General features: G+C 74.0%; 18 protein-coding genes and 1 pseudogene. 14 read left to right on the top strand and 5 right to left on the bottom strand.

All coding sequences use genetic code 11. From position 1 onward, the window contains the following. Window positions 1-127: 127 nt before the first annotated feature. Window positions 128-865, top strand: coding sequence for a DUF2470 domain-containing protein (locus tag JQN83_RS25505; RefSeq protein ID WP_208569700.1), 738 nt, complete (start codon window positions 128-130; stop codon window positions 863-865). A gap of 157 nt (window positions 866-1,022) precedes the next feature. On the opposite strand, the gene JQN83_RS25500 is transcribed toward JQN83_RS25505, so the two are convergent. From JQN83_RS25500 to JQN83_RS25490, 3 genes are read right to left on the bottom strand one after another with little or no spacing between them, the layout of a single operon-like run. Then, the gene (locus tag JQN83_RS25500) at window positions 1,023-1,616 is read right to left on the bottom strand and encodes a TetR/AcrR family transcriptional regulator (RefSeq protein ID WP_208569699.1); all 594 of its coding nucleotides are present in this window, start codon (window positions 1,614-1,616) and stop codon (window positions 1,023-1,025) included. A gap of 5 nt (window positions 1,617-1,621) precedes the next feature. Then, the gene (locus tag JQN83_RS25495; protein WP_208569698.1) at window positions 1,622-2,377 is read right to left on the bottom strand and encodes an ABC transporter permease; all 756 of its coding nucleotides are present in this window, start codon (window positions 2,375-2,377) and stop codon (window positions 1,622-1,624) included. After that, on the bottom strand, window positions 2,374-3,114 hold the full coding sequence (locus JQN83_RS25490) for an ABC transporter ATP-binding protein (protein ID WP_208569697.1): 741 nt from the start codon (window positions 3,112-3,114) through the stop codon (window positions 2,374-2,376). The genes JQN83_RS25495 and JQN83_RS25490 overlap by 4 nt, the downstream gene beginning before the upstream one ends. Before the next feature lie 105 nt (window positions 3,115-3,219). On the opposite strand from JQN83_RS25490, the gene JQN83_RS25485 reads away from it, so the two are divergent. The 6 genes and pseudogenes from JQN83_RS25485 to JQN83_RS25455 all read left to right on the top strand — a co-directional run bounded on the left by JQN83_RS25485 (window position 3,220) and on the right by JQN83_RS25455 (window position 8,557). Further along, window positions 3,220-3,606, top strand: coding sequence for a MerR family transcriptional regulator (locus tag JQN83_RS25485; RefSeq protein ID WP_208569696.1), 387 nt, complete (start codon window positions 3,220-3,222; stop codon window positions 3,604-3,606). Then, on the top strand, window positions 3,603-4,589 hold the full coding sequence (locus tag JQN83_RS25480; RefSeq protein ID WP_208569695.1) for an aldo/keto reductase: 987 nt from the start codon (window positions 3,603-3,605) through the stop codon (window positions 4,587-4,589). Before JQN83_RS25485 ends, JQN83_RS25480 begins: the two co-directional genes overlap by 4 nt. Window positions 4,590-4,839: 250 nt before the next feature. Continuing rightward, window positions 4,840-5,787 (top strand): annotated as a pseudogene (locus tag JQN83_RS34230) (hypothetical protein); the annotation flags it as partial. 147 nt (window positions 5,788-5,934) lie between these two features. After that, window positions 5,935-6,381, top strand: coding sequence for a phosphoribosyl-AMP cyclohydrolase (gene hisI, locus JQN83_RS25465; protein ID WP_372444132.1), 447 nt, complete (start codon window positions 5,935-5,937; stop codon window positions 6,379-6,381). Further along, window positions 6,378-7,931 (top strand): anthranilate synthase component I, encoded by a 1,554-nt coding sequence (locus JQN83_RS25460; protein ID WP_208569694.1) that lies wholly within the window; start codon window positions 6,378-6,380, stop codon window positions 7,929-7,931. The genes hisI and JQN83_RS25460 overlap by 4 nt, the downstream gene beginning before the upstream one ends. After that, the gene (locus JQN83_RS25455; RefSeq protein WP_208569693.1) at window positions 7,928-8,557 is read left to right on the top strand and encodes a Trp biosynthesis-associated membrane protein; all 630 of its coding nucleotides are present in this window, start codon (window positions 7,928-7,930) and stop codon (window positions 8,555-8,557) included. Before JQN83_RS25460 ends, JQN83_RS25455 begins: the two co-directional genes overlap by 4 nt. On the opposite strand, the gene JQN83_RS25450 is transcribed toward JQN83_RS25455, so the two are convergent. After that, on the bottom strand, window positions 8,550-8,861 hold the full coding sequence (locus JQN83_RS25450) for a hypothetical protein (RefSeq protein ID WP_208569692.1): 312 nt from the start codon (window positions 8,859-8,861) through the stop codon (window positions 8,550-8,552). The two genes, JQN83_RS25455 and JQN83_RS25450, sit on opposite strands and share 8 nt — an antisense overlap. A 477-nt stretch (window positions 8,862-9,338) precedes the next feature. On the opposite strand from JQN83_RS25450, the gene trpC reads away from it, so the two are divergent. From trpC to JQN83_RS25425, 5 genes are all read left to right on the top strand, one after another. Continuing rightward, window positions 9,339-10,142, top strand: a complete 804-nt coding sequence (gene trpC / locus JQN83_RS25445) for an indole-3-glycerol phosphate synthase TrpC (protein WP_176738808.1) — start codon at window positions 9,339-9,341, stop codon at window positions 10,140-10,142. Window positions 10,143-10,253: 111 nt separating this feature from the next. Beyond that, complete coding sequence (gene trpB, locus JQN83_RS25440) at window positions 10,254-11,489, top strand: tryptophan synthase subunit beta (protein ID WP_208569691.1); 1,236 nt, start codon at window positions 10,254-10,256, stop codon at window positions 11,487-11,489. Window positions 11,490-11,493: 4 nt separating this feature from the next. Further along, complete coding sequence (gene trpA / locus JQN83_RS25435) at window positions 11,494-12,297, top strand: tryptophan synthase subunit alpha (RefSeq protein ID WP_208569690.1); 804 nt, start codon at window positions 11,494-11,496, stop codon at window positions 12,295-12,297. A 235-nt stretch (window positions 12,298-12,532) separates the two neighbouring features. Then, window positions 12,533-13,792: a prolipoprotein diacylglyceryl transferase gene (gene lgt / locus JQN83_RS25430; protein WP_372444128.1), complete on the top strand. Its 1,260-nt coding sequence runs from the start codon at window positions 12,533-12,535 to the stop codon at window positions 13,790-13,792. Window positions 13,793-13,803: 11 nt separating this feature from the next. After that, the gene (locus JQN83_RS25425) at window positions 13,804-14,994 is read left to right on the top strand and encodes an FAD-dependent oxidoreductase (protein ID WP_208569689.1); all 1,191 of its coding nucleotides are present in this window, start codon (window positions 13,804-13,806) and stop codon (window positions 14,992-14,994) included. 182 nt (window positions 14,995-15,176) lie between these two features. Here JQN83_RS25425 and JQN83_RS25420 read toward each other — a convergent pair whose 3' ends face one another. Beyond that, a complete protein-coding gene (locus JQN83_RS25420; RefSeq protein WP_208569688.1) occupies window positions 15,177-16,022 on the bottom strand; it encodes a GNAT family N-acetyltransferase in 846 nt (281 codons plus the stop codon). Between the two features lie 146 nt (window positions 16,023-16,168). Between JQN83_RS25420 and gltB the strand changes: the two genes are divergently transcribed. Further along, the gene (gene gltB, locus JQN83_RS25415) at window positions 16,169-20,824 is read left to right on the top strand and encodes a glutamate synthase large subunit (protein WP_208569687.1); all 4,656 of its coding nucleotides are present in this window, start codon (window positions 16,169-16,171) and stop codon (window positions 20,822-20,824) included. Further along, window positions 20,817-22,325: a glutamate synthase subunit beta gene (locus tag JQN83_RS25410; RefSeq protein ID WP_208569686.1), complete on the top strand. Its 1,509-nt coding sequence runs from the start codon at window positions 20,817-20,819 to the stop codon at window positions 22,323-22,325. The genes gltB and JQN83_RS25410 overlap by 8 nt, the downstream gene beginning before the upstream one ends. The last annotated feature ends 380 nt before the right edge of the window (window positions 22,326-22,705 follow it).

Here is a 22,705-nt window from a genome sequence, read left to right as displayed (position 1 = left end):
GGCGACCGGCCGCCGGGTCCGTGTCGCTGAGCAGCGTGTCCCTGCGGAACCGGCGGTCGGTGGACGTGGTCGCCCGGGTGCTCTACGCTGCGGGTTAGGTAAGGCTAACCTTTATCGGAGGTGCCCGGTGGCCCCGACCCCTGCTGAGCTGATCCGTACCCTGGTGGCCGGTCGGCTGCCCGGCCTGGTGCATCTCGCCCACCGCCCCGGGCCGTTCCACGTCCGGCACGCCACCGACGTGGAAGGGCGGGTGCTGCTGCTCGTCCCGGTCTTCAGCGACCTGGCCGCCGAGCTGGACCCGGGGGTCGCCCGGGACGTCGCCGTGGTGCTCGACGTGCTCGATCTGCCTCCGGCCGCCGGAGCACCCTCGGCCGGCCGGGCCTGGGTCTCCGGCTGGGCGGTGCCACTGGACGGCGAGTCGGCCCGTCGCGCCGCCGTCGACTTCGCCGCCGTGGACCCGACCGGCGACCTGCTCGACGTGGGGAGCCGCTTCCGGCTGCACCGCTTCGAGGTGGTCGAGGCCCGGCTGGAGACCGCCGGTGTGGTGCACCGGGTCGATCCCGGCGAGTACGCCGCCGCCGAGCCGGACCCGCTGCACGCCGACGAGGCCGCGCTGCTGGCCGATCTCGCCAACCACCACGGGCCGGAGACGGTCGCGTACCTGCGCGGTCGGCTCCGGCTGACCGGCGACGAACCCCGGGTGGTACGCCTGGACCGCTACGGCCTGGTCGTGGCGTACGGCCGACCCGGCGACCGCCGCCGCACCCGCCTGCCGTTCCCCCACCCGGTCACCGACCCGGCGGACCTGCCCCACCTCCTGCACCCCCTGCTCCACCTCCCCACCCCCGCCCACCCCCACCCCTGACCCCCCCCTCTGCCCCCGCCCCCCGGCCCCCGCCCGCTGCCCCGGTGATCAAGAGGTTTGCGTCATGCCGGGCGGCTTTCGTGACATAAACCTCTTGATCACCGGGGCGGGGCATCACCGGGGCGGGGCATCACCGGGGCGGGGCGCCGGGGCGGGGTTAGGGGAGAGGGGCGGTGAGGTAGCGGTGGATGGTGGGGCCGAGGGTTGCGGCCAGGGTGTCGGGGGTGGCGGAGGCGACCGGTTCGAGGCGGATGACGTAGCGCATCATGGCCAGGCCGATCATCTGGGTGGCGACCAGGGCGCCGCGCAGCGGCCGTTCCGCCGGGTCGAGGTCGAGCTGGTCGAGCACCCGGCGCAGCACCTGGGTGGTCAGGAACTCGCGCATCAGCCGGGCCGTCCACTCGTTGTTGCTCGCCGAGCGGAGCAGCGCCACCGCCGCCCCGCCGGCCGGCGAGTCCCACACCCCGAGGAACGTGCGGACCAGCCGTTCCCCGATCCCGTCCGGGTCGCCGGCCAGCACGGCGGGCAGCAGCGCGGCCGGGTCGACCGGGATGTCGACGGTGGCCCGGAACAGCTCCTCCTTGCTGCCGAAGTAGTGGTGGACCAGGGCCGGATCGACCCCGGCGGCGGTGGCGACCTGCCGGATCGAGGCCGCGTCGAAACCGCGTTCGGCGAACGCCGACCGGGCGGCGGTGAGGATCGCCTCCCGGGTGTCCTGGTTGCCGGGGCGGCGGCCGGTGCGTCGGGTCACCGGGCTCACCCGCTGCGCCGGCGCAGGGTCGCCGCCGCCAGCACCAGGGCCACCACCGCCGCGCCGGCCACGATCGACACGTCGCGCCACATCAGGCCGGTCGGTGTGGAGTGCGCGCCGACCTCCTGGAGCGCCTCCACCGCGTACGACAGGGGCAGCGCGTCGCTGACCGTCTGGAGCCAGCCGGCCATCTGGTCGCGCGGCACGAACAGCCCGCACAGCAGCAGTTGCGGGGCGACCACGACCGGCATGAACTGCACCGCCTGGAACTCGGTGCGGGCGAAGGCGCTGCACAGCAGCCCCAGCGCGACGGCCAGCACCGCGTTGACCGCGGCGATCAGCACGACCAGCGCGGCGGACCCGGCGGTGGTCAGCCCGAGCAGCCGGTACGCCGCGGCGGCGGCGACGGTCGACTGGACCACCCCGGCCAGCCCGAACGCGATGCCGTAGCCGAAGAGCAGGTCGAGCTTGCCCAGCGGGGTGGTGAGCAGCCGTTCCAGCGTCCCGCTGGTGCGTTCCCGGAGCATCGCGATGCTGGTCACCAGGAACATGATGATGAACGGGAAGAAGCCCAGCATCACCAGGGCCACCCGGTCGAAGGGCGACGGTCGCCCGGGCGGGGCGGGCTGGTCGGCGTACATGTAGTAGACCAGGGTGAGCAGCACCGTCGGCACCACCACCAGCAGCGCCACCGTACGCCGGTCGTGCCGCAGTTGACGCAGGATGCGCCCGGTGGTGGCGGCCAGGATCGTCGGGTTCACGCCGCCTCCCCGATGTCCGCCGGGCCGGCCTCGCCGGCCCGGATGAGGCGCAGGAACGCCTCTTCCAGGTCGTCCACCCCGGTCGCGGCGCGGACGGCGTCGGGGGTGTCGTCGGCGATCAGCCGGCCGTGGCGGATCAGCAGCAGCCGGTCGCAGCGGGCCGCCTCGTCCATCACGTGGCTGGACACCAGCAGGGTGGTCCCGGCGGCGGCCAGGGCGTGGAACCGGGCCCACAGGTCGGCCCGTAGCACCGGGTCCTGCCCGACGGTGGGCTCGTCGAGGACGACCAGTTCCGGTTCGCCGACCAGCGCGCAGGCCAGTGAGGCCCGGCTGCGTTGCCCGCCGGAGAGGGTGCCGACCAGTTGGCCGGCGGCGGCGGCCAGGCCGACGTCGGTGACCGCCGCGTCGGCGTCGGCGACGGTACGCCCCTGGAGGGCGGCGAAGTAGCGGGCGTTCTCCCGGACCGTCAGGTCGACGTAGACGCTGGGGGCCTGGGTCAGGTAGCCGACCCGGCGGCGCAGCTCGGCCGCACCGGCCGGTCGACCCAGCACGGTGACCGTGCCCGAGTTGATCGTCTGCACCCCGACCACGGCCCGCATCAGGGTGGTCTTGCCGCTGCCGCTCGGGCCGAGCAGCCCGGTGACCGCGCCGCGCGGCACCGTGCAGCCGATGCCGTCCAGCACCCGTCGTCGACCCCGGTCGACGACCAGGTCGCGGACGGCGATGGCGTCGTCCATCGCGCCTCCCAAAACTCATCGTATGTTGAAATCAACGCTAGATGAATTACCCGGTGTGGCGCAACGGTTGACTTCGAGCACGCTCGAACTGAGAACCTGGGGCACGTGGACATCAGCACGCGGGAGAGAGTCCTGTCGGTCGGCGAGGCGGCGGCCCGGGTCGGCCTGACCACCTACACACTGCGCTGGTACGAACAGGAAGGGCTGGTCGCCCCGGTCGGCCGCGACTCGGCCGGCCGCCGCCGCTACACCGAGGCCGACCTGAACTGGCTGATGCTGCTCACCCGGCTGCGCCGCACCGGGATGCCCGTGCGTGACATGCGCCGGTACGCCGAGCTGGCCCGCCAGGGCGACCGGACGCGGGCCGCCCGACGGGCGCTGTTCGAAGCCCACCGGGTCCGGGTACTGACCCGGATGGCCGAACTGGAGGAGGACCTCAAGGTGCTCAACTACAAGATCGAAATCTACCGTTGCGCGGAGGAGGGGCGATGATCCGTCGACAGCTGGGGGCCGACGGTCCGGAGGTCTCCGCGATCGGCCTGGGCTGCATGGGGATGAGCTTCGCCTACGGCGGGCCGGACGACGCGGAGTCGACGCGCACCCTGCACCGCGCCCTCGACCTGGGGGTGAACCACCTCGACACCGCCGACATGTACGGCTTCGGCGCCAACGAGCGGCTGCTCGCCCCGGTGGTGCGGGCCCGCCGCGACGAGGTCTTCCTGGCCACCAAGTTCGGCAACCGACGCACCCCCGACGGCTCCGGGGTCCGCGTCGACAGCAGCGCGGCCTGGGCCCGGGAGGCCTGTGACGCCTCCCTCGGGCGGCTCGGGGTCGACACCATCGACCTGTACTACCTGCACCGCCGTGACCCGGGTACCCCGATCGAGGAGACCGTCACGGCGATGGCCGAGCTGGTCGAGGCGGGCAAGGTGCGCCGGCTCGGCCTGTCCGAGGTCAGCCCGGCGACCCTGCGCACGGCCCACGCGGTGCACCCGATCTCGGCCGTGCAGATGGAGTACTCCCTGTTCACCCGGGACGTCGAGGGGGAGATGCTGGACACCTGCCGGGAGTTGGGGGTGGCCCTGGTGGCGTACTCACCCGTCGGGCGAGGGCTGCTCACCGGGGCGATCACCGGGCGGGACCAGCTCGCCGAGGGTGACTGGCGGGCGGCGGCTCCCCGCTTCGCGGCGGAGAGCCTCGACGCCAACCTGCGCCTGGTGGCCGCCGTCCGGGCGGTGGCCGACGAGATCGGCTGCACGCCGGCCCAGGCCGCCCTGGCCTGGCTGCTCGCCCAGGGCCCGGACGTGCTCCCGATCCCGGGCACCAAGCGGGTCCGCTACCTGGAGGAGAACACCGCCGCCGCCGACCTGCGGCTCACCGCCGCCCAACAGGCCCGGTTGCGGGAGGCGGTCCCCGCCGACGCGGTGGCCGGCGAGCGGTATGCGGCAGCCGGGATGCGGACGGTCGGCCACTGACCTGCGCCGGTCGCCTCTCTCGCCGCGAACGGCCCGATCCGGTCACCTCGGCCGGTGTCCGGATCGGGCCGCGCGCTCAGGCGACCGTCAGCACCTGCGGCCCTACCATCGGATCGGGCGCTAGCCTTATTACCGGTCTTTAGCCCCGACCCGGGCTTCAGCCTTCGGACCGGGCGCTAGCCTTCTGACCGGACAGGATGTCCGCCTTCGGGCATTGCGGACCTGATCGGACGTACGGCACGATGGCGCGGTGGATCACGCTCCGTTGCCGGAGGCCGCCTTCCTGGCCGACTGGACCGACCGGTTACGGGCCTCCGCCGAGCGTCCGGTGGTCGGGATTCTGCTGCGCGGCAGCCATGCCCGGTCAGCCGCCACCGCCTACAGTGACGTCGACCTCGACGTCCTGGTCACCGCGACCGGCCGGCCCGTCCCGGCGGATCCGTCGGACCCGGCACCGCTGTCGGACCTGTCACTGCCGTCGGACCCGGCACCGCTGGCGGACCCGGCGTCCCCGCCCGGTGCGGGGGCCCTGTCGCGCCGAGCCGCTGCGCCGGGGCCGCCGGAGCGGGTCGGTCCCGCGCCGGTCCCGCGTCGGGCCGGTCCGCCGGCCGCACCGGGCCCGACCGGTCCGGCCCGGCAGACGACCCCGGTCGACGCCGACCGCGCCGGTCCGGGTGGCACGGGCCGGCCGGCCGAGACGCCGTACGACACCCGTCGCGCCTACCTGACCGAGGTCGACGGGCGGATCGTGCACGTCTCGGTGGCCGCGCGGGACGTCCGCACCTGGGTCGACCGGCTGGGCGAACCCGCCGACTGGGCGTTCGGGCTGCCGGTGACCACCCCCACCCGGTTGCTCTGGGCCGACCCGACCTGGCGTCGCCGGATCGACCTGCCCGTGCTCTGCCAGCCCGCCGACCAGCCCCGGCTGGAGGAGCTGGTCGCCACCCTCGGCAAGGTGGCCGGGGCGCTGGCCGCCGACGACCCGCTCGGTGTCCGGCTGGCCGCCGCCGACCTGGCCCGGCTCTGCCCGTGCGTGCTGCGCCCGGCCAACCCGGGGGTGCGGGTGGTGTCCCGCCGGGCCGCCTTCGCCGCCGCCCTGGACCTGCCGGTCGCGCCGCCGGGCTACCGCGATGACATGCTGCGCTGCCTGGGGGTACGCCCCGCTGCCGTCGCCGAGGTCGGCGTCGCCGCGGCCCGCCTGGTGGCCGGGGTGCTCCCGCTGGTCCGCCCGTACGCCGACCGGATCGCCGAGACGGCCGGCCCGGACCTCGCCCTGGCGCTGCACGATGGCCGGCTGGACCGCTACGTCGCCCAGTTGTCCCGGGCGGTCGGGGACGGGGCGCAGGTGCCCGCACCGCGTGCGGGACAATCGGGAACTGTGCCCGTACCTGACTCTGCCCCCAACGACGGCGGACCCGCCGCCGCGGCCCGCCCGTCCCGTCTCGACCCGGCCATCGCCGCCCGGCTGCGCCGCACCCCGGACGGCCTGGTGGCCGCAGTCGTGCGCCAGCACGACACCGGCGAGGTGCTGATGGTCGCCTGGATGGACGACGAGGCGCTGCACCGCACCCTCACCACCGGCCGGGCCACCTACTGGTCGCGCAGCCGGCAGGAGTACTGGGTCAAGGGCGCCACCTCCGGCCACCACCAGTACGTCCGTTCGGTGGCGTTGGACTGCGACGGCGACGCGCTGCTGGTCGGCGTGGACCAGGTCGGCGCCGCCTGCCACACCGGCGAACACACCTGCTTCTTCACCGAACTCCCGGTCACCGGTCAGGGGGTCCAGCGATGACCGACGGTGCGCTCAGCCCGGATCTCGCGGGGTTCGTGGCGGCGGCGGCCCGGTGGCGGGTGGTGCCGGTGACCCGTCGGCTGCTGGCCGACGCGGAGACCCCGGTGGGGGTCTACCGCAAGCTGGCCGGCGGGCCGGGCACGTTCCTGCTGGAGTCCGCCGAGCAGGGTGTCGGTTCGGCCGGCATGGCCTGGTCGCGGTACTCGTTCATCGGGGTGCGCAGCAGCGCCACCCTGGTCGAACGGGACGGCGTCGCGCAGTGGACCGGCACCCCGCCGGCCGGCGTGCCGGTCTCCGGCGACCCGGTGCACGTGCTGCGGGAGACCGTCGAGGCGCTCGCCGGTGGCACCCCGGACCCGGCGGCCGGCCTGCCACCGCTGACCGGTGGCATGGTCGGCTACCTGGGGTACGACCTGATCCGCCGGTTCGAGCGGTTGCCCGAGCTGACCGAGGACGACCTCGGGGTGCCGGAGTTGGGCATGATGCTCGCCACCGACCTGGTGGTGCTGGACCACTACGACGGGTCGGCGATCCTGGTCGCCAACGCGGTGCTGCCACCGCTTACCGACCCGGACCGGGCCGACCGGGTCACCGCCGCCTACCACCACGCGGTGGGGCGGCTCGACGCGATGACCACCGCGTTGTCCCGACCGATTCCGCCCATGATCTCGACGGTGGGTCGGCCACCGGCCGGCGACGTGGTCAGCCGCACCCCGGACGGCGGCTACCCGAAGGCGGTCGAGGCGGCCAAGGAGGCGATCCGGGCCGGCGAGTGCTTCCAGATCGTGCTGGCCCAACGCTTCGAGCGGGCCACCGACGCCGACCCGCTGGACGTCTACCGGGTGCTGCGGACGACCAACCCGAGCCCGTACATGTACCTGCTGCGCTTCGACGGGTTCGACATCGTCGGCTCGTCCCCGGAGGCGCACCTCAAGGTCAACGCCGACGCCGAGGGGCAGCGGCGGGCGATGTTGCACCCGATCGCCGGCACCCGGCCGCGCGGGTCCACCCCGGTCGCCGACGCCCGGCTCGCCACCGAGCTGCTGGCCGACCCGAAGGAACGCGCCGAGCACGTGATGCTTGTCGACCTGGGCCGCAACGACCTGGGCCGGGTCTGCCAGCCGGGCACCGTGCAGGTGCCGGAGTTCGCCACCATCGAGCGGTACAGCCACGTGATGCACATCGTCTCCACGGTGGTGGGCACCCTGCGCGAGGACCGGACGGCCTTCGACGCGCTGGCCGCGACCTTCCCGGCCGGCACCCTGTCCGGGGCCCCGAAGGTCCGCGCCATGGAGATCATCGAAGGGTTGGAGCCGGTGCGCCGAGGGCTCTACGGCGGCACCGTGGGCTACTTCGGGTTCGGCGGCGACCTCGACATGGCGATCGCGATCCGGACCGCGCTGATCCGCGACGGCCGGGCGTACGTGCAGGCCGGGGCGGGGGTGGTGGCCGATTCCGATCCGGCCGCCGAGGACCAGGAGACCCGGAACAAGGCCGCCGCCGTGCTGGCTGCCATCGCCGCCGCCGAGACCCTGCGACCGGCCCGGTGAGCGGCACCGCCTCCGACGGCCCGGCTGTCCCGGACGGTCCGGCGGCCTCCGGTGGTCCGGCGGCCTCCGGTGGTTCGGCGGCCTCCGGGCGGCGTGAGCTGACGTACGCCGTGCTGCTCTGCCTGGCGGGGGCGGGCCTGGCCACCTGGACGGCGACCCGCACCTGGTCGGTGGAGGTGCTCGCCCGGGGGGCGTTGCCGCCGGCCCGGCAGGACCGCTCCGGGGCGGACCTGCTGCCCTGGCTGTCCGCGTTGGCGCTGGTCGCGTTGGCCGGTGGCGGTGCGGTGCTGGCCACCCGGGGGCGGCTGCGGCGGCTGCTGGGTGGTTTCGTCGCCCTGCTCGGCCTGGCCGTGGCGGCCGGTGGCGGTTACGGGCTGGCCGCCGACCCGGGGGCTGAGGCGCACCGGCAGTGGCCGGCGCTCTGCCTGCTCGGTGGCCTGGTGGCGGCCGGAGGCGGGTTGCTCACCGCGCTGCGCGGCGCGGGTTGGCCGACGATGGGTGCCCGCTACGAGCGGACGGCGCGCGCCACCGGGCCGGACCGGCCCGACGGTCGGCCGATCGCCGAGGGGGGCAACCGGGCGGCGTGGGACGCGCTCGACCGGGGTGAGGACCCGACGGTCAGCTGACCGGCTGCGGCGCGCGGGTGGCGCGCTGGTCCCGAACGGCCCGCCGGTCCTGACCCGGGTGCCGGTCCCGGGCCGCGGCCCGGGTGGCGGCCAGCTCGGCGACCAGGCGGTCCAGCTCGGCGCGCTGGTCGGCGCGCGCCCGGTCGGCGCAGACCGCCTCCCAGGCGTTGCCCCGGGCGGTGCGTACCCGCCCCTCGCCCGCGACGACCCGTTCCAGGGTGTGCACCACCTCGACGGCCAGCGAGGCGACGGTTCGGGAGATGGTGGTGAGTCCGATGCCGGCGTTCGGCCCCGCAGTGCTCATAGATCACCCCGCACGATGAGATCCGATGGTGGGCAGGCGCATGGTCGAGTCTGCCCGAAACCGATGCTGCCCGGTTCACGTTTCGCCCTGGTGACGGGCCGGTCAACGGCCCCCACCTGCACCGGGCGGAGATCCTTGAGTTTCGTCACAGCCGCCCCGACCGGGCCGAGCTGCGCGGTGCGCCGGAACGTGATCTCATAACGCATATGGGCGTCTATCGATGGTCCGGGCGGCTCCGGACGACGGATGTCGATGACACCCGCCGACGGGTACGGTGGCGCTGTGTGACATTCCGTTCACCGGAGGTCCGGCATCATGCCACAGCCCATCTCGTGAGGAGCGCCATACCCCCGGCACTTGTCGCCAGGTGGCGCCCCCTAGCATCGGCCCATGACACCCGGAGAGGGGAGTCCGTTGGTGACTGCTGAGCATGCGCACGCAGAGGGGGACGGGGCCGGTTCGGCGGCGTCCGCAAGCGTGCTCGACGAGATCCTGGCCGGCGTCCGCGAGGATGTGGCGCGACGGCAGGAGCAGCTTCCGCTGGAGCGGTTGCGCGAACTGGCCGCCGCCGCGCCGCCGCCGCTGGACGCGTACGCGGCCCTGCGTAAGCCCGGCGTGGCCGTGATCGCCGAGGTGAAGCGTTCCTCACCGAGCCGGGGCCGACTGGCCGAGATCGCCGACCCGGCCGAGCTGGCCGGCGAGTACGCCTCGGGTGGTGCCCGGGCGATCAGTGTGCTGACCGAGGGGCGCTGGTTCGGTGGCTCACTCGACGACCTGGCTGCGGTGCGGGCGGCGGTGCAGGTGCCGGTCCTGCGTAAGGACTTCGTGGTCTCCAGCTACCAGGTGCACGAGGCCCGGGCGCACGGTGCCGACCTGGTGCTGCTGATCGTCGCCGCGCTGGAGCAGAACGCCCTGGTCGGGTTGCTGGAGCGGATCGAGTCGCTCGGCATGTGCGCGCTGGTCGAGGTGCACACCGAGGAGGAGGCCGACCGGGCCCTGGAGGCCGGCGCGCAGGTGATCGGGGTCAACGCCCGTGACCTGCGTACCCTGGAGGTCGACCGGTCGGTGTTCGAACGGATCGCCCCCGGCCTGCCGAGCAGCGTCGTCAAGATCGCCGAGTCCGGCGTGCGCGGTCCGCACGACCTGATCCGGTACGCCTCGGCCGGCGCCGACGCCGTCCTGGTGGGCGAGGGGCTGGTCACCCAGAAGAGCCCCCGTGAGGCGGTCGCCGAGCTGGTCAACGCCGGGAACCACCCGGCCACGCCCCGCCCGGCGCGCTGACCCGACGGGCAGATCTGCGCAGCGAGAGGACATCGCGATGAGCGAGCGCGAGCGATTCGTCACCGGCGACGCGACGGGGCGTCGGCGCGCGGACGGCCGGGGAGCGACGGCATGAGCGCCGACGTGACGACCCCGGCCGGCCAGTTTCCCGACTCCGCCGGTCACTTCGGCCGGTTCGGCGGCCGGTTCGTCCCCGAGGCGCTGGTCGCGGCGCTCGACGAGCTGGACGCCGCGTACCGCAAGGCGATGACCGACGAGGAGTTCCTCGCCGAGTTCGCGGCCCTGCTGCGCGACTACGCCGGCACCCCCTCGCTGCTCTACCCCGCCGGGCGGTTCTCCGCCAAGATCGGTGCCCGGGTCCTGCTCAAGCGGGAGGACCTCAACCACACCGGCGCGCACAAGGTGCGCAACGTGCTGGGCCAGGCGCTGCTCACCCGGCGGATGGGCAAGCGGCGGGTGATCGCCGAGACCGGCGCCGGCCAGCACGGGGTGGCCACCGCCACCGCCGCCGCGCTGTTCGACCTCGACTGTGTGGTCTACATGGGCGAGGTGGACACCGAGCGGCAGGCGCTCAACGTGGCCCGGATGCGGATGCTGGGGGCCACCGTGATCCCGGTGACCACCGGTTCGCGCACCCTCAAGGACGCGATGAACGAGGCGATGCGGGACTGGGTCGCCAACGTCGACGACACCCACTACCTGATCGGCACCGCCGCCGGTCCGCACCCCTTCCCGGAGATGGTCCGGGACTTCGTGCGCGGCATCGGTGACGAGGCCCGTCAGCAGTGCCTCGACCTGACCGGTGGGCTGCCGGACGCCGTGCTCGCCTGCGTCGGCGGCGGCTCCAACGCGCTGGGCATCTTCCACGCCTTCGTGCCCGACACCGACGTGCGGCTGTACGGCTTCGAGGCCGGTGGCGACGGCGTGGACACCGACCGGCACGCCGCCAGCATCACCGGCGGCACCCCCGGGGTGCTGCACGGCGCCCGCACGTACGTGCTGCAGAACGCCGACGGCCAGACCGTCGAGTCGCACTCGATCTCCGCCGGCCTGGACTACCCCGGGGTCGGCCCGGAGCACGCGTGGCTGCACGACAGCGGCCGGGCCCGCTACCAGCCGGTGACCGACCGGGAGGCGATGGCCGCGTTCGAGCTGCTCTGCCGCACCGAGGGGATCATCCCGGCGATCGAGAGCGCGCACGCCCTCGCCGGCGCGGTGCAGATCGCCCCGCAGCTCGCCGCCGAGCTGGGGCGGGAACCGCTCCTCGTGGTCAACCTCTCCGGCCGGGGCGACAAGGACGTGCACACCGCCGGTGAATACTTCGGCATCCTCGACAAGGAGCAGTGAGACCGTGAGCCGGATCGGGGTGGCCTTCGACAAGGCCCGGGCCGACGGGCGGGCCGTCCTGGTCGGCTGCATGCCGGCCGGGTTCCCCACCGTCGAGGGCAGCATCGCCGCGATGACCGCGATGGTCGAGGCCGGGGTGGACGTCATCGAGGTGGAGATCCCCTACTCCGACCCGGTGATGGACGGGCCGGTGATCCAGAAGGCCAGCGACATCGCCCTGGCCGGTGGCGTCCGTACCGCCGACACGCTGCGCATCATCGAGGCGGTCGCGGCCACCGGGGCACCCGTGGTCACCATGACCTACTGGAACCCGATCGAGCAGTACGGGGTGGACGCGTTCGCCCGGGACCTGGCCGCCGCCGGGGGCACCGGCCTGATCACCCCCGACCTCATTCCCGACGAGGCCGGCGAGTGGCTGGCCGCCTCGGACGCGTACGGGCTGGACCGGACGTTCCTGGTCTCCCCGTCGTCCACGGACGCCCGGCTGCGGATGACCGTCGAGCACTGCCGGGGCTTCGTCTACGCCACCGCCATCATGGGGGTGACCGGGGCCCGGTCCCAGACCTCGGACGCCGCCCCGGTGCTGGTCTCCCGGCTGCGGGAGGTCACCGAGCTGCCCGTCGGGGTGGGTCTCGGCGTCGGCACCGGCGCGCAGGCGGCCACCGTCGCCGGGTACGCCGACGGGGTGATCGTGGGTAGCGCGCTGATCCGCCGGCTGCTGGACGCCCCGGACCTCGACGCGGGGTTGGCCGCCCTGCGTACCCTCTCCGCCGAGCTGGCCGAGGGCGTCCGCAACCCGACCCGCTGAGCCCGCACCCGGCCGGCCCGTCCCACCCTGCCGTCCGTCGCCGAGGTGCGGGACGGCTCGGGTTGATCAACTCAGTGGGGGCGCGACGGCGGTGTCCGCTGCGGCGGAATGCTGCTATTTCGCCCCACGGGTGGCGTCCGTCGGGCGGCCGGCCGACGGGGTTGCAGGGTCGGGTGGCAGGTCTGACCGGACCGGGGTGCCACGGCGCGGCTGCGCAGCGGTAGCCTGTGCACCCGTGACCCACGTCTCGATGACACCCCTGGCGGCGCTGCCCAGCCCCACGACCGCCGTCTGGCAGCTCGGGCCGGTCCCGCTGCGGGCGTACGCCCTCTGCATCGTCGCCGGCATCGTGATCGCCTGTCTGGTGACGGAGCATCGGCTGCGCCAGCGTGGCGTCGCCCCCGGCGCGGTGCTCGACATCGCGGTCTGGGCGGTCCCGACCGGCATCATCGGCGCCCGGATCTACCACGTGATCACCTCACCCGAGAAATACTTCGGCACCGGCGGTGACCCCTGGAAGGCGTTCGCCATCTGGGAGGGCGGTCTCGGCATCTGGGGGGCCGTCGCCGGTGGCGCGGTCGGTGCCTGGATCGCCGCCCGGCAGCTGGGCATCCCGCTGACGGTGGTGGCCGACGCCCTCGCCCCGGGCCTGCCGCTGGCCCAGGCGGTGGGCCGGCTCGGCAACTGGTTCAACAACGAGCTGTACGGCGGGCGGACCAGCCTGCCGTGGGGCCTGGAGATCCACCGGATGGACCCGGACAATCCCGGGCACGCGCTGCGCGACGACGCCAACCAGCCCATCCTGGAGCCCGGCCTCTACCATCCGACGTTCGCCTACGAGGCGCTGTGGAACCTCGGCGTCGCCGGCCTGGTGTTCGCCCTGGACCGGCGGTTCAAGCTGGGGCGCGGCCGGGCCTTCGCGCTCTACGTGATGGGTTACACCGCCGGCCGGTTCTGGATCGAGCTGATGCGCAGCGACGAGGCGAACCGGATCCTCGGGGTCCGGCTCAACGTGTGGACCGCCGGGCTGGTCTTCCTCGGCGCGCTGATCTACTTCCTGCGGGTGCGGGGCCCCCGGGGTTACCTGATCCCGATCGACGCCCCCGCGCCGGCTCCGGTGACCGGCGGCGACGTCTCCCAGGTCGACCTGTCCCAGACCGGCAAGGGGTCCGCCGCGACGGTCGCGCCGGTGGGCTACCAGGTGGTCGACGAGGAACAGTTCACCGCGTACCGGGAGACCGGGGTACGGCCCGACGGACCCGCCGCCGACGACGCGACGGCGACCGACGACCAGCCTGAAGGCCACGACGACCAGCCTGCGGGCCACGACGATCAGCCGGCGGAGCCCGACCGGCTCAGCGGCGGTGCGGAGGCCGGGGCCGGCGGCGACCGAGCCGGCGGCGACCGGGCCGCCGGGACCGGCGTGGGCGACGACATCGACGCGTCAGCGGGGGCCGGCGGCGCGGGTGGCCGGCCCGCCGACCGGGACAACTGAGCGGGCCCGGCATGCGCAGCGCGGTGGTGGTCGGCGCCGGGCTCGGCGGACTGTCGGTGGCCGGCGCGCTGGCCCGCTCCGGCTGGCAGGTCACCCTGCTGGAACGGGCCGACCGGGTCCGCCCGGAACCCACCGCCGTGGTGCTCTGGCCCAACGGGGTACGCGCGTTGCGGGTACTCGGCCTCGGCGCCGGCCTGGACGCCATCGCCACCCCGCTGCCCGACGGCGGTATCCGCCGCCCCGACGGTCACTGGCTGGCGCAGCCCCGGCCCACCCCGGCCGACCGGATGCCGGTGGTGGTGCACCGGGAGGATCTGCACGACGCCCTGATCGCCGGCCTCGGGGACCGGGTCGAGCTGCGGACCGGGGTCGTGGTGGACAGCGTCCGGGCCAACCCCGACGAGCGGCCCGGGGTCGGGCTGAACGGGCAGTTCGTCGAGGCGGACCTGGTGGTCGCCGCCGACGGCACGGACAGCGTGCTGCGCCGTCAGCTCGCCCCCGAGGCCAGCGTGGTCAGTTCCGGCTGCGCCGCCTGGCGGGCGGTGATCCCCTGGTACCGGGTGCCGGTGCCGGCCGACCAGCCGGTCGGTGGCGAGGTGCTGGGCGCCGGTTACCGGTTCGTGGCGGCCTCGCTCGGCGAGCGGGGGTCCTCCGGCGCGTCCCGTCGAGGTGGCGTCTACTGGGTGGCCACCGCCGCCGGTGCGCCCCGCCCGGAGTCCCCGCAGACCCAGCTCGCCCTGCTCAAGCGGTGGTACGCGGGCTGGCCCGCCCCGATCGGTGACCTCCTGGCGGCCACCGAACCCGACGACCTGGTGCAGCAGGAGGTGCGTGAATTGCGTCCGCTGCCCCGGGCGTACGGCTTCCCCGCCGGGCCGGGCGGGGTGGTGCTGCTCGGCGACGCCGCCCACGCCATGCCACCGCACCTGGGACAGGGCGCCTGCCTGGCCTTCGAGGACGCGGCCACCCTGTCGTCGCTGCTGCGCGAGTCCCGGTTGCCCGACGCCGTGCTGGCGTACGACCGGTTGCGCCGTCCCCGGGCGGCCACCGTGGTCCGGCAGACCCGCCGGATGTCGGCGGTGCTCCAGACCCGGGGCCGGCTGGCCCTGCGCGCCCGCGACGCGGCCCTCGGCACGATCAGCCCCCGCCTGCTCTCCGGTGCCGCCGCCGCAGCCGCCGCCTGGCGCCCCCCACCCACCCCCTGACCCACCCCCACCCCCACCCCCAACCCGCCCCGCACGGCCGTCCCCGGGCCGGTGATCAAGAGGTTTGCGTCATGCGCGGCCCATTTCATGACGCAAACCTCTTGATCACCGAGCCGAGCCGAGCCGGGGCGAGCCGGGGCGGGGCGAGCCGGGGCGGGGCGGGGGAGGGACAGGGGTGGGGGTTAGAGGAGGGCGGTGGGTTCGGCTATGCAGGCGGTGCCGATGCGGCGGAAGCCGACGCGCAGGTAGATGCGGGCGACGTCCTCGCTGCCGGCGGAGAGGAAGACCAGGTCGGTGCCGGCGGCGCGCAGGGTGCGGGCCAGGGTGGCGGTGACCGCGGCGGCGAGCCCCCGGCGGCGGGCGGCCGGCAGGGTGGCGACCCCGGCGATCTCGGCGACGTCGTCGACCCGCATCGCCATCCCGCTGGCCAACGCGCCGTCGTCAGGCGTCCAGGCGACCGCCGACAGTCGCCGGCCGGCGGCGATCGCGGCCCGCTCCTCGTCGAGGGCGGCCACGTCCAGCTCGGTCATCGCGGCGTCCCGTTCGGCCGGGCCGGCGGCGCCGGTGGCGGTGCCGGCGGCGGAGAAACCGACCGCGGCGACCGCGCGGCGGGCCGCCACGTCGAGCGCGAAGCCGGGCGCGTCCGGGTCCAGCACCCGTACCGGTACGTCGGTGAGCGTCGCCGGGTCGGGCGGGGTCACCTGCGGGTCGAGCACCATCAGCGGGGCCTCCAGCACGCTCAGGCCGGCGGCCCGGGCGGTGGTGAGCAGGTCCGGGGTGGTCTCGTGCACCCACTCGAACGCCTCGGGCAGGCCCAGCTCACGCTGCCGTTCCCGGACGGTGTGCAGGTCGGCCAGCGACGGTGGCGCGGTGGCGTCGAGGCGGGGGCGGGCGTAGAACGGCCAACCGACCCCGTTCCGGGCGAACAGCACCAGGCCGCCGTGTTCCTCGGCGCGGGCGGCGTCCCGGGGCACCGCGTCATAGAAGCGTTCCAACCGGTCGAACAGGTCGCGATGCGCAGGATCCACCGCGCGAGACTACACGTCCCAGAGTCTGGAAGGTGTGATCAATCCGCACTGGCCCTGCCCGGGTCGCCCTAACGTAGACTCAACAGACCGCCCAGGGCCGACGTCGTCCCGACCATGAAACAACCTGAGTGACGACAGGAGACCCGGTGGCCCTTCCGTACCCGCACAGCCCGCAGCCGGTCCCTTCCGCGACCGGTCTGTACGACCCGGCGCACGAGCACGACGCGTGCGGGGTGGCCTTCGTGGCCGACCTCCACGGGCGGCGCTCCCATGCGGTGGTGGCGAACGGCCTCGGTGCGCTCTGCCGGCTCGACCATCGTGGCGCCCGGGGCGCCGAGCAGAACACCGGCGACGGCGCGGGCATCATGATCCAGGTGCCGGACGCGTTCCTGCGCGCGGTGGTGGACTTCCCCCTGCCCCCCGCCGGCCAGTACGCCACCGGTCTGGTCTTTCTCCCCGACGACGACGGCGGTGAGGCCCGCGCCCGTCAGGTGGTGGAGAAGTACGCCCTCGTCGAGGGGGCCGAGGTGCTCGGCTGGCGCGACGTGCCGACCGACCCGAGCGGGCTCGGTGAGACGGCGTTGGCGGCGATGCCCCGGATCCGGCAGCTCTTCCTGGCCGCGCACCGGCTCACCGACACCCCGGCGGGTCCGGCCGGTTCCCCGCTGTCCGGCATCGACCTGGACCGGGTGGCGTTCTGCGTGCGTAAGCAGGCCGAGCGGGAGACCGCCGAGCGGGGGGTGACCGCCTACTTCCCGTCGTTGTCGGCGCGGACGATGACCTGGAAGGGCATGCTCACCCCCGACCAGCTGCCGGAGTATTTCCCGGAGCTGACCGACGAGCGGGTCGACAGCGCGATCGCGTTGGTGCACTCCCGGTTCTCCACCAACACCTTCCCGTCCTGGCCGTTGGCCCACCCGTACCGGTTCATCGCGCACAACGGCGAGATCAACACGATCCGCGGCAACCGGAACTGGATGCAGGCCCGCGAGGCGCTGCTGCGCAGCCCGCACCTGCCCGGCAACATCCGCCGGGTGTTCCCGGTGTGCACTCCGGCCGCTTCCGACTCGGCCAACTTCGACGAGGTGCTGGAGTTGCTGCACCTGGCCGGCCGGAGCCTGCCGCACGCGGTGCTGATGATGATCCCGGAGGCGTGGGAGAACGACCCGGCGATGCGCCCGGACAAGCGCGCGTTCTACCGGTTCCATGCCAGCCTGATGGAGCCGTGGGACGGGCCGGCGTCGGTCGCCTTCACCGACGGTGAGATCGTCGGGGCGGTGCTGGACCGCAACGGCCTGCGGCCGGGGCGCTGGTGGCGGACCGCCGACGGGCTGGTGGTGCTGGGCAGCGAGGCGGGCGTGCTCGACCTCGACCCGGCCACGGTGGTCGCCAAGGGCCGCCTCCAGCCGGGCCGGATGTTCCTGGTGGACACGGTCAACGGCCGGATCGTCTCGGACGACGAGATCAAGACCGAGTTGGCCGCCGCCCAGCCGTACGACGAGTGGCTGCACGCCGGCCTGATCGACCTCGGTGACCTGCCCGCCCGGGAGCACGTGGTCTACACCCACGACTCGGTGCGCCGGCGGCAGCAGACCTTCGGTTACACCGAGGAGGAGCTGAAGATCCTGCTCGCCCCGATGGCCCGTACCGGGGCGGAGCCGCTGGGCTCGATGGGCACCGACACCCCGATCGCGCCGCTGTCGACCCGGCCCCGGCTGCTCTACGACTACTTCCACCAGCTCTTCGCGCAGGTCACCAACCCGCCGTTGGACGCGATCCGGGAGGAGTTGGTGACCAGCCTGGCGTCGACCATCGGCCCGGAGGGCAACCTGCTGGACCCGGGGGCGGCGAGCTGCCGGCAGATCGTGCTGCCCTACCCGGTGATCGACAACGACGAGCTGGCGAAGCTGCTCGACGTCGACGAGGACGGCGACCTGCCCGGCTTCAAGGCGGTCCGGGTGTCCGGGCTCTACCGCATCCGCGACGGCGGGGCCGGCATCAAGGCCCGGCTGACCGAGATCTGCCGGCACGTCTCCGAGGCGATCGAGGACGGCGTACGCATCCTGGTGCTGTCCGACCGGGACTCCAACGCCGACCTGGCGCCGATCCCGTCGCTGCTGCTGACCGCGGCGGTGCACCAGCACCTGGTGCGGGAGCAGACCCGGACCCAGGTGGCGCTGATCGTGGAGTCCGGTGACTGCCGCGAGGTGCACCATGCGGCGGTGCTCATCGGGTACGGCGCGGCGGCGGTCAACCCCTACCTGGCCTTCGAGTCGGTGGAGGACATGATCGCCACCGGGGCCCTGGTCGGGGTGGAGCCGGCGAAGGCGGTCCGCAACTACGTCAAGGCGCTCGGCAAGGGCGTCCTCAAGATCATGTCCAAGATGGGCATCTCGACGGTGTCGTCGTACTGCGGCGCGCAGGTCTTCGAGGCCGTCGGCCTGGACACCCGGCTGGTCGACCGCTACTTCCGGGGCACCCCCAGCACCATCGGCGGGATCGGGCTGGCCGGGATCCACACCGAGGTCGCCGCCCGGCACGGGCAGGCCTGGCCGACGCCCGGCACCGTCGGCTCCACCCGGCTGGAGGTGGGCGGCGAGTACCAGTGGCGGCGCGAGGGCGAGCTGCACCTGTTCAACCCGGAGACGGTCTTCCTGCTCCAGCACGCCACCCGCAGCCGCCAGTACGACGTCTTCCGCCAGTACACCGCCAAGGTCGACGAGCTGGCCGCCCAGGCCGGTTCGCTGCGCGGGCTGTTCACCCTGCGGACCGGGCTGCGTCCGGCGGTGCCGATCGAGGAGGTCGAGCCGGCCACCGAGATCGTCAAGCGGTTCGCCACCGGCGCCATGTCGTACGGGTCGATCTCGGCGGAGGCGCACGAGACGCTGGCCATCGCGATGAACCGGCTCGGCGGCAAGTCCAACACCGGCGAGGGCGGCGAGGACGTCGACCGGCTGCACGACCCGGCCCGCCGCTCGGCGGTCAAGCAGATCGCCAGCGGACGCTTCGGGGTGACCAGCGAATACCTGGTCAACGCCGACGACCTCCAGATCAAGATGGCGCAGGGCGCGAAACCCGGCGAGGGTGGGCAGCTGCCCGGCAACAAGGTGTGGCCGTGGATCGCCCGCACCCGGCACGCCACCCCCGGCGTCGGCCTGATCTCCCCGCCGCCGCACCATGACATCTACTCCATCGAGGACCTCGCCCAGCTCGTGCACGACCTCAAGTGCGTCAACCCGGCCGCCCGGGTGCACGTCAAGCTGGTCAGCGAGGTCGGTGTGGGCACCGTCGCGGCCGGGGTCGCCAAGCTCAAGGCCGACGTCATCCTGATCTCCGGGCACGACGGCGGCACCGGCGCGTCCCCGCTCAACTCGCTCAAGCACGCCGGCACCCCCTGGGAGCTGGGCCTGGCCGAGGCGCAGCAGACGCTGCTGCTCAACAAGCTGCGTGACCGGGTCACCGTGCAGGTCGACGGCCAGCTCAAGACCGGCCGGGACGTGGTGGTGGCGATGCTGCTCGGCGCGGAGGAGTTCGGTTTCGCCACCGCCCCGCTGATCGTCGAGGGCTGCGTGATGATGCGGGTCTGCCACCTCGACACCTGCCCGGTCGGCATCGCCACCCAGAACCCGGTGCTGCGGGAACGCTTCACCGGCCGGCCGGAGTTCGTGGAGAACTTCTTCCTCTTCCTCGCCGAGGAGGTCCGCGGCTACCTGGCCGAGCTGGGCTTCCGCAGCATCGAAGAGGCGATCGGGCAGACCGAGGTGCTCGACATCGTACCGGCGATCGACCACTGGAAGGGCCACGGCCTCGACCTGGCCCGGGTGCTGCACACCCCGCAGCTGCCCGAGGGTGCCGCCCGGCGCGGTGTCCGCGCCCAGGACCACGGCCTGGAGCTGGCCCTGGACAACGAGCTGATCGCGCTGGCCCAACCGGCGCTGCGCGACGGCAGCCCGGTCCGGGTGGAGGTGGCGGTGCGCAACGAGCACCGTAGCGTCGGCGCGATGCTCGGCGGCGAGGTGACCCGCCGGCACGGCGGCGCCGGCCTGCCGGACGACACCGTCGAGTTCGTGCTGCGCGGCACCGCCGGGCAGTCCTTCGGCGCGTTCCTGCCGCGCGGGGTGACCCTGCGGCTGCACGGCGACGCCAACGACTACGTCGGCAAGGGGCTCTCCGGCGGCCGGATCGTGATCCGCCCGGACGCCGCCGCGCCGTTCGTCGACCCTGAGGCCACCGCCGGGCAGCGCGCCGAGGACCAGATCATCGCCGGCAACACCATCCTGTACGGTGCCACCGGCGGTGAGCTGTTCCTGCGTGGCCGGGTGGGGGAGCGCTTCGCGGTGCGTAACTCCGGTGCGGTGGCCGTCGTCGAGGGCGTCGGCGACCACGGTTGCGAGTACATGACCGGTGGCACGGTGGTGGTGCTCGGCGAGACGGGCCGTAACTTCGCCGCCGGCATGTCCGGTGGGACGGCGTACGTGCACCGGTTGGACACCGGCCGGGTCAACGCGGAACTGGTCGACCTGTCCCCGCTGCGCGACGCCGAGCGGGAGTTGCTGCACGACCTGGTGCAGCGGCACGTCGCGGAGACCGACTCGGCGGTCGGCGCGGAGTTGCTCAAGAACTGGCCGGAGGCGGTGGAGGAGTTCACCGCCGTGGTCCCCCGGGACTACCGCCGGGTTATGGAGATCATGAAGGCCGCCGAAGCCGCCGGCCGCGACGTCGACGACGCGGTCATGTCTGCGCTGACCGCGTCGGTGCCGCCCGCCGCGCGGGTGGTCGCCCAGGAGGTGGCTCGTGCCTGACCCGAATGGTTTCCTGCGTTACGAGCGGCAGTTGCCGGCCCGTCGCCCGGTGGCGGTGCGGATCACCGACTGGCGCGAGGTGTACCCGCCCGCCGGGGCCGAGCTGATCCGGGAGCAGGCCACCCGGTGCATGGACTGCGGCATCCCGTTCTGCCACGACGGCTGCCCGCTGGGCAACCGCATCCCGGACTGGAACGACCTGGTCCGCACCGGCACCTGGGACGCCGCGGTGGAGTCGCTGCACGCCACCAACAACTTCCCCGAGTTCACCGGCCGGCTCTGCCCGGCGCCCTGCGAGGCGGCCTGTGTGCTGGGTCTGGGCGGCCAGCAGCCGGTCACCATCAAGCAGGTGGAGGTGGAGATCGCCGACGCGGCGGTGGCCCGGGGCGGGCTGAACCCCCGCCCGGTGCCGGCGTCGACCGGGCGGTCGGTCGCCGTGGTCGGTTCCGGGCCCGCCGGGCTCGCCGCCGCCCAGCAACTGGCCCGCGCCGGTCACGCCGTCACGGTGTACGAGCGGGACGACGCGATCGGCGGTCTGCTGCGTTACGGCATCCCCGATTTCAAGCTGGAGAAGCAGCACATCGACCGGCGGCTGGCCCAGCTCGCCGCCGAGGGCGTGCAGTTCCGCACCGGGGTGAACGTCGGGGTCGACGTGACCGCCGAGGAGCTGCGGGCCCGGCACGACGCGGTGCTGCTGGCCTGTGGCGCGCTCCAGGGCCGGGACACCCCGGAGACGCCCGGTCGGCCGCTGCGCGGCGTCCACCAGGCGATGACCCACCTGGTGGCGGCGAACCGGGTGGTGGCGGCGGCCGGGGACGGCCGGCCCGCCCCGGCGGTGCTGCCCGACGGCACGCCGATCGACGCGGCCGGCAAGCACGTGGTGATCATCGGTGGTGGCGACACCGCCGCCGACTGCCTGGGCGTGGCCCACCGGCAGGGCGCGGCCGGCGTCCACCAGCTCGACCTCTACCCGGAGCCGCCGCACGGCCGCGACGCCGAACGGGACCCGTGGCCGACCTGGCCGTGGGTGCTGCGCAACTACCCGGCGCACGAGGAGGGCGGGGAGCGGGTCTTCGCGGTGGCCGTGCAGGAGTTCGTGGACGACGGCACCGGTCAGGTCAAGGGCGTCCGGATCGCCGAGGTGACGGTGGAGCGGCGCGACGGTCGACGGGTCGTCACCGCGTTGCCCGGCTCCGAGCGGGAACTCCCGGCGGACCTGGTGCTGCTGGCCATCGGCTTCGAAGGCACCGAGGAGCAGCCGCTGCTGGCCCAGTTCGGGGTGGTCCGCAACGCCCGGGGCGCGGTCGACGCCCGCCCCGACTGGCAGACCGACGCCGACGGCGTGTTCGTCGCCGGGGACATGCACCGGGGGGCGTCGCTGATCGTCTGGGCGATCGCCGAGGGGCGGGCCGCCGCCGCGGCGATCCACTCCTACCTGGGTGGGGTGGGTGACCTGCCGGCCCCGGTCGACCCGGCCCGCCAGCCCCTCGCCGCCCGCTGACCCCGGGCGGCCGGCTGCCCTCGGCTAACGGTTGCCCTCGGCGGTCGGCTGCCCTTGCTCGCCGGCTGCCCTGGGCTGGTGGCTGCCCTGCCCTGGGCTGGTGGCTGCTTCGGCCGGCGGCTGATGGGGGCTGCTTCGGCGGTGAGATCTGGTCCGGCTCCGGTGCGGTGCCAGGGGGAGGGTGCGGGTCCTCCGGGAGCACATGTGTCCGCAGGAGGGTCATGCCTGGCTGGCATATTTATGCCAGCCAGGCATATCTCGTGTTTTGACCGTTCTGTGGGCAGGGTGGTCTGGCGGTGTGGTGTGGGTGTGTTCGTGGTGGTGTGGTGGAGGGCTGTCATTTGCCCTTGTGGACGGCGTTTTTGCGGATGACCGGATAG

Origin of the sequence: Micromonospora antibiotica (assembly GCF_017599305.1) — a bacterium.
Taxonomy (GTDB): domain Bacteria; phylum Actinomycetota; class Actinomycetes; order Mycobacteriales; family Micromonosporaceae; genus Micromonospora; species Micromonospora antibiotica.
This window is presented reverse-complemented; position numbering and strand designations above follow the sequence as displayed.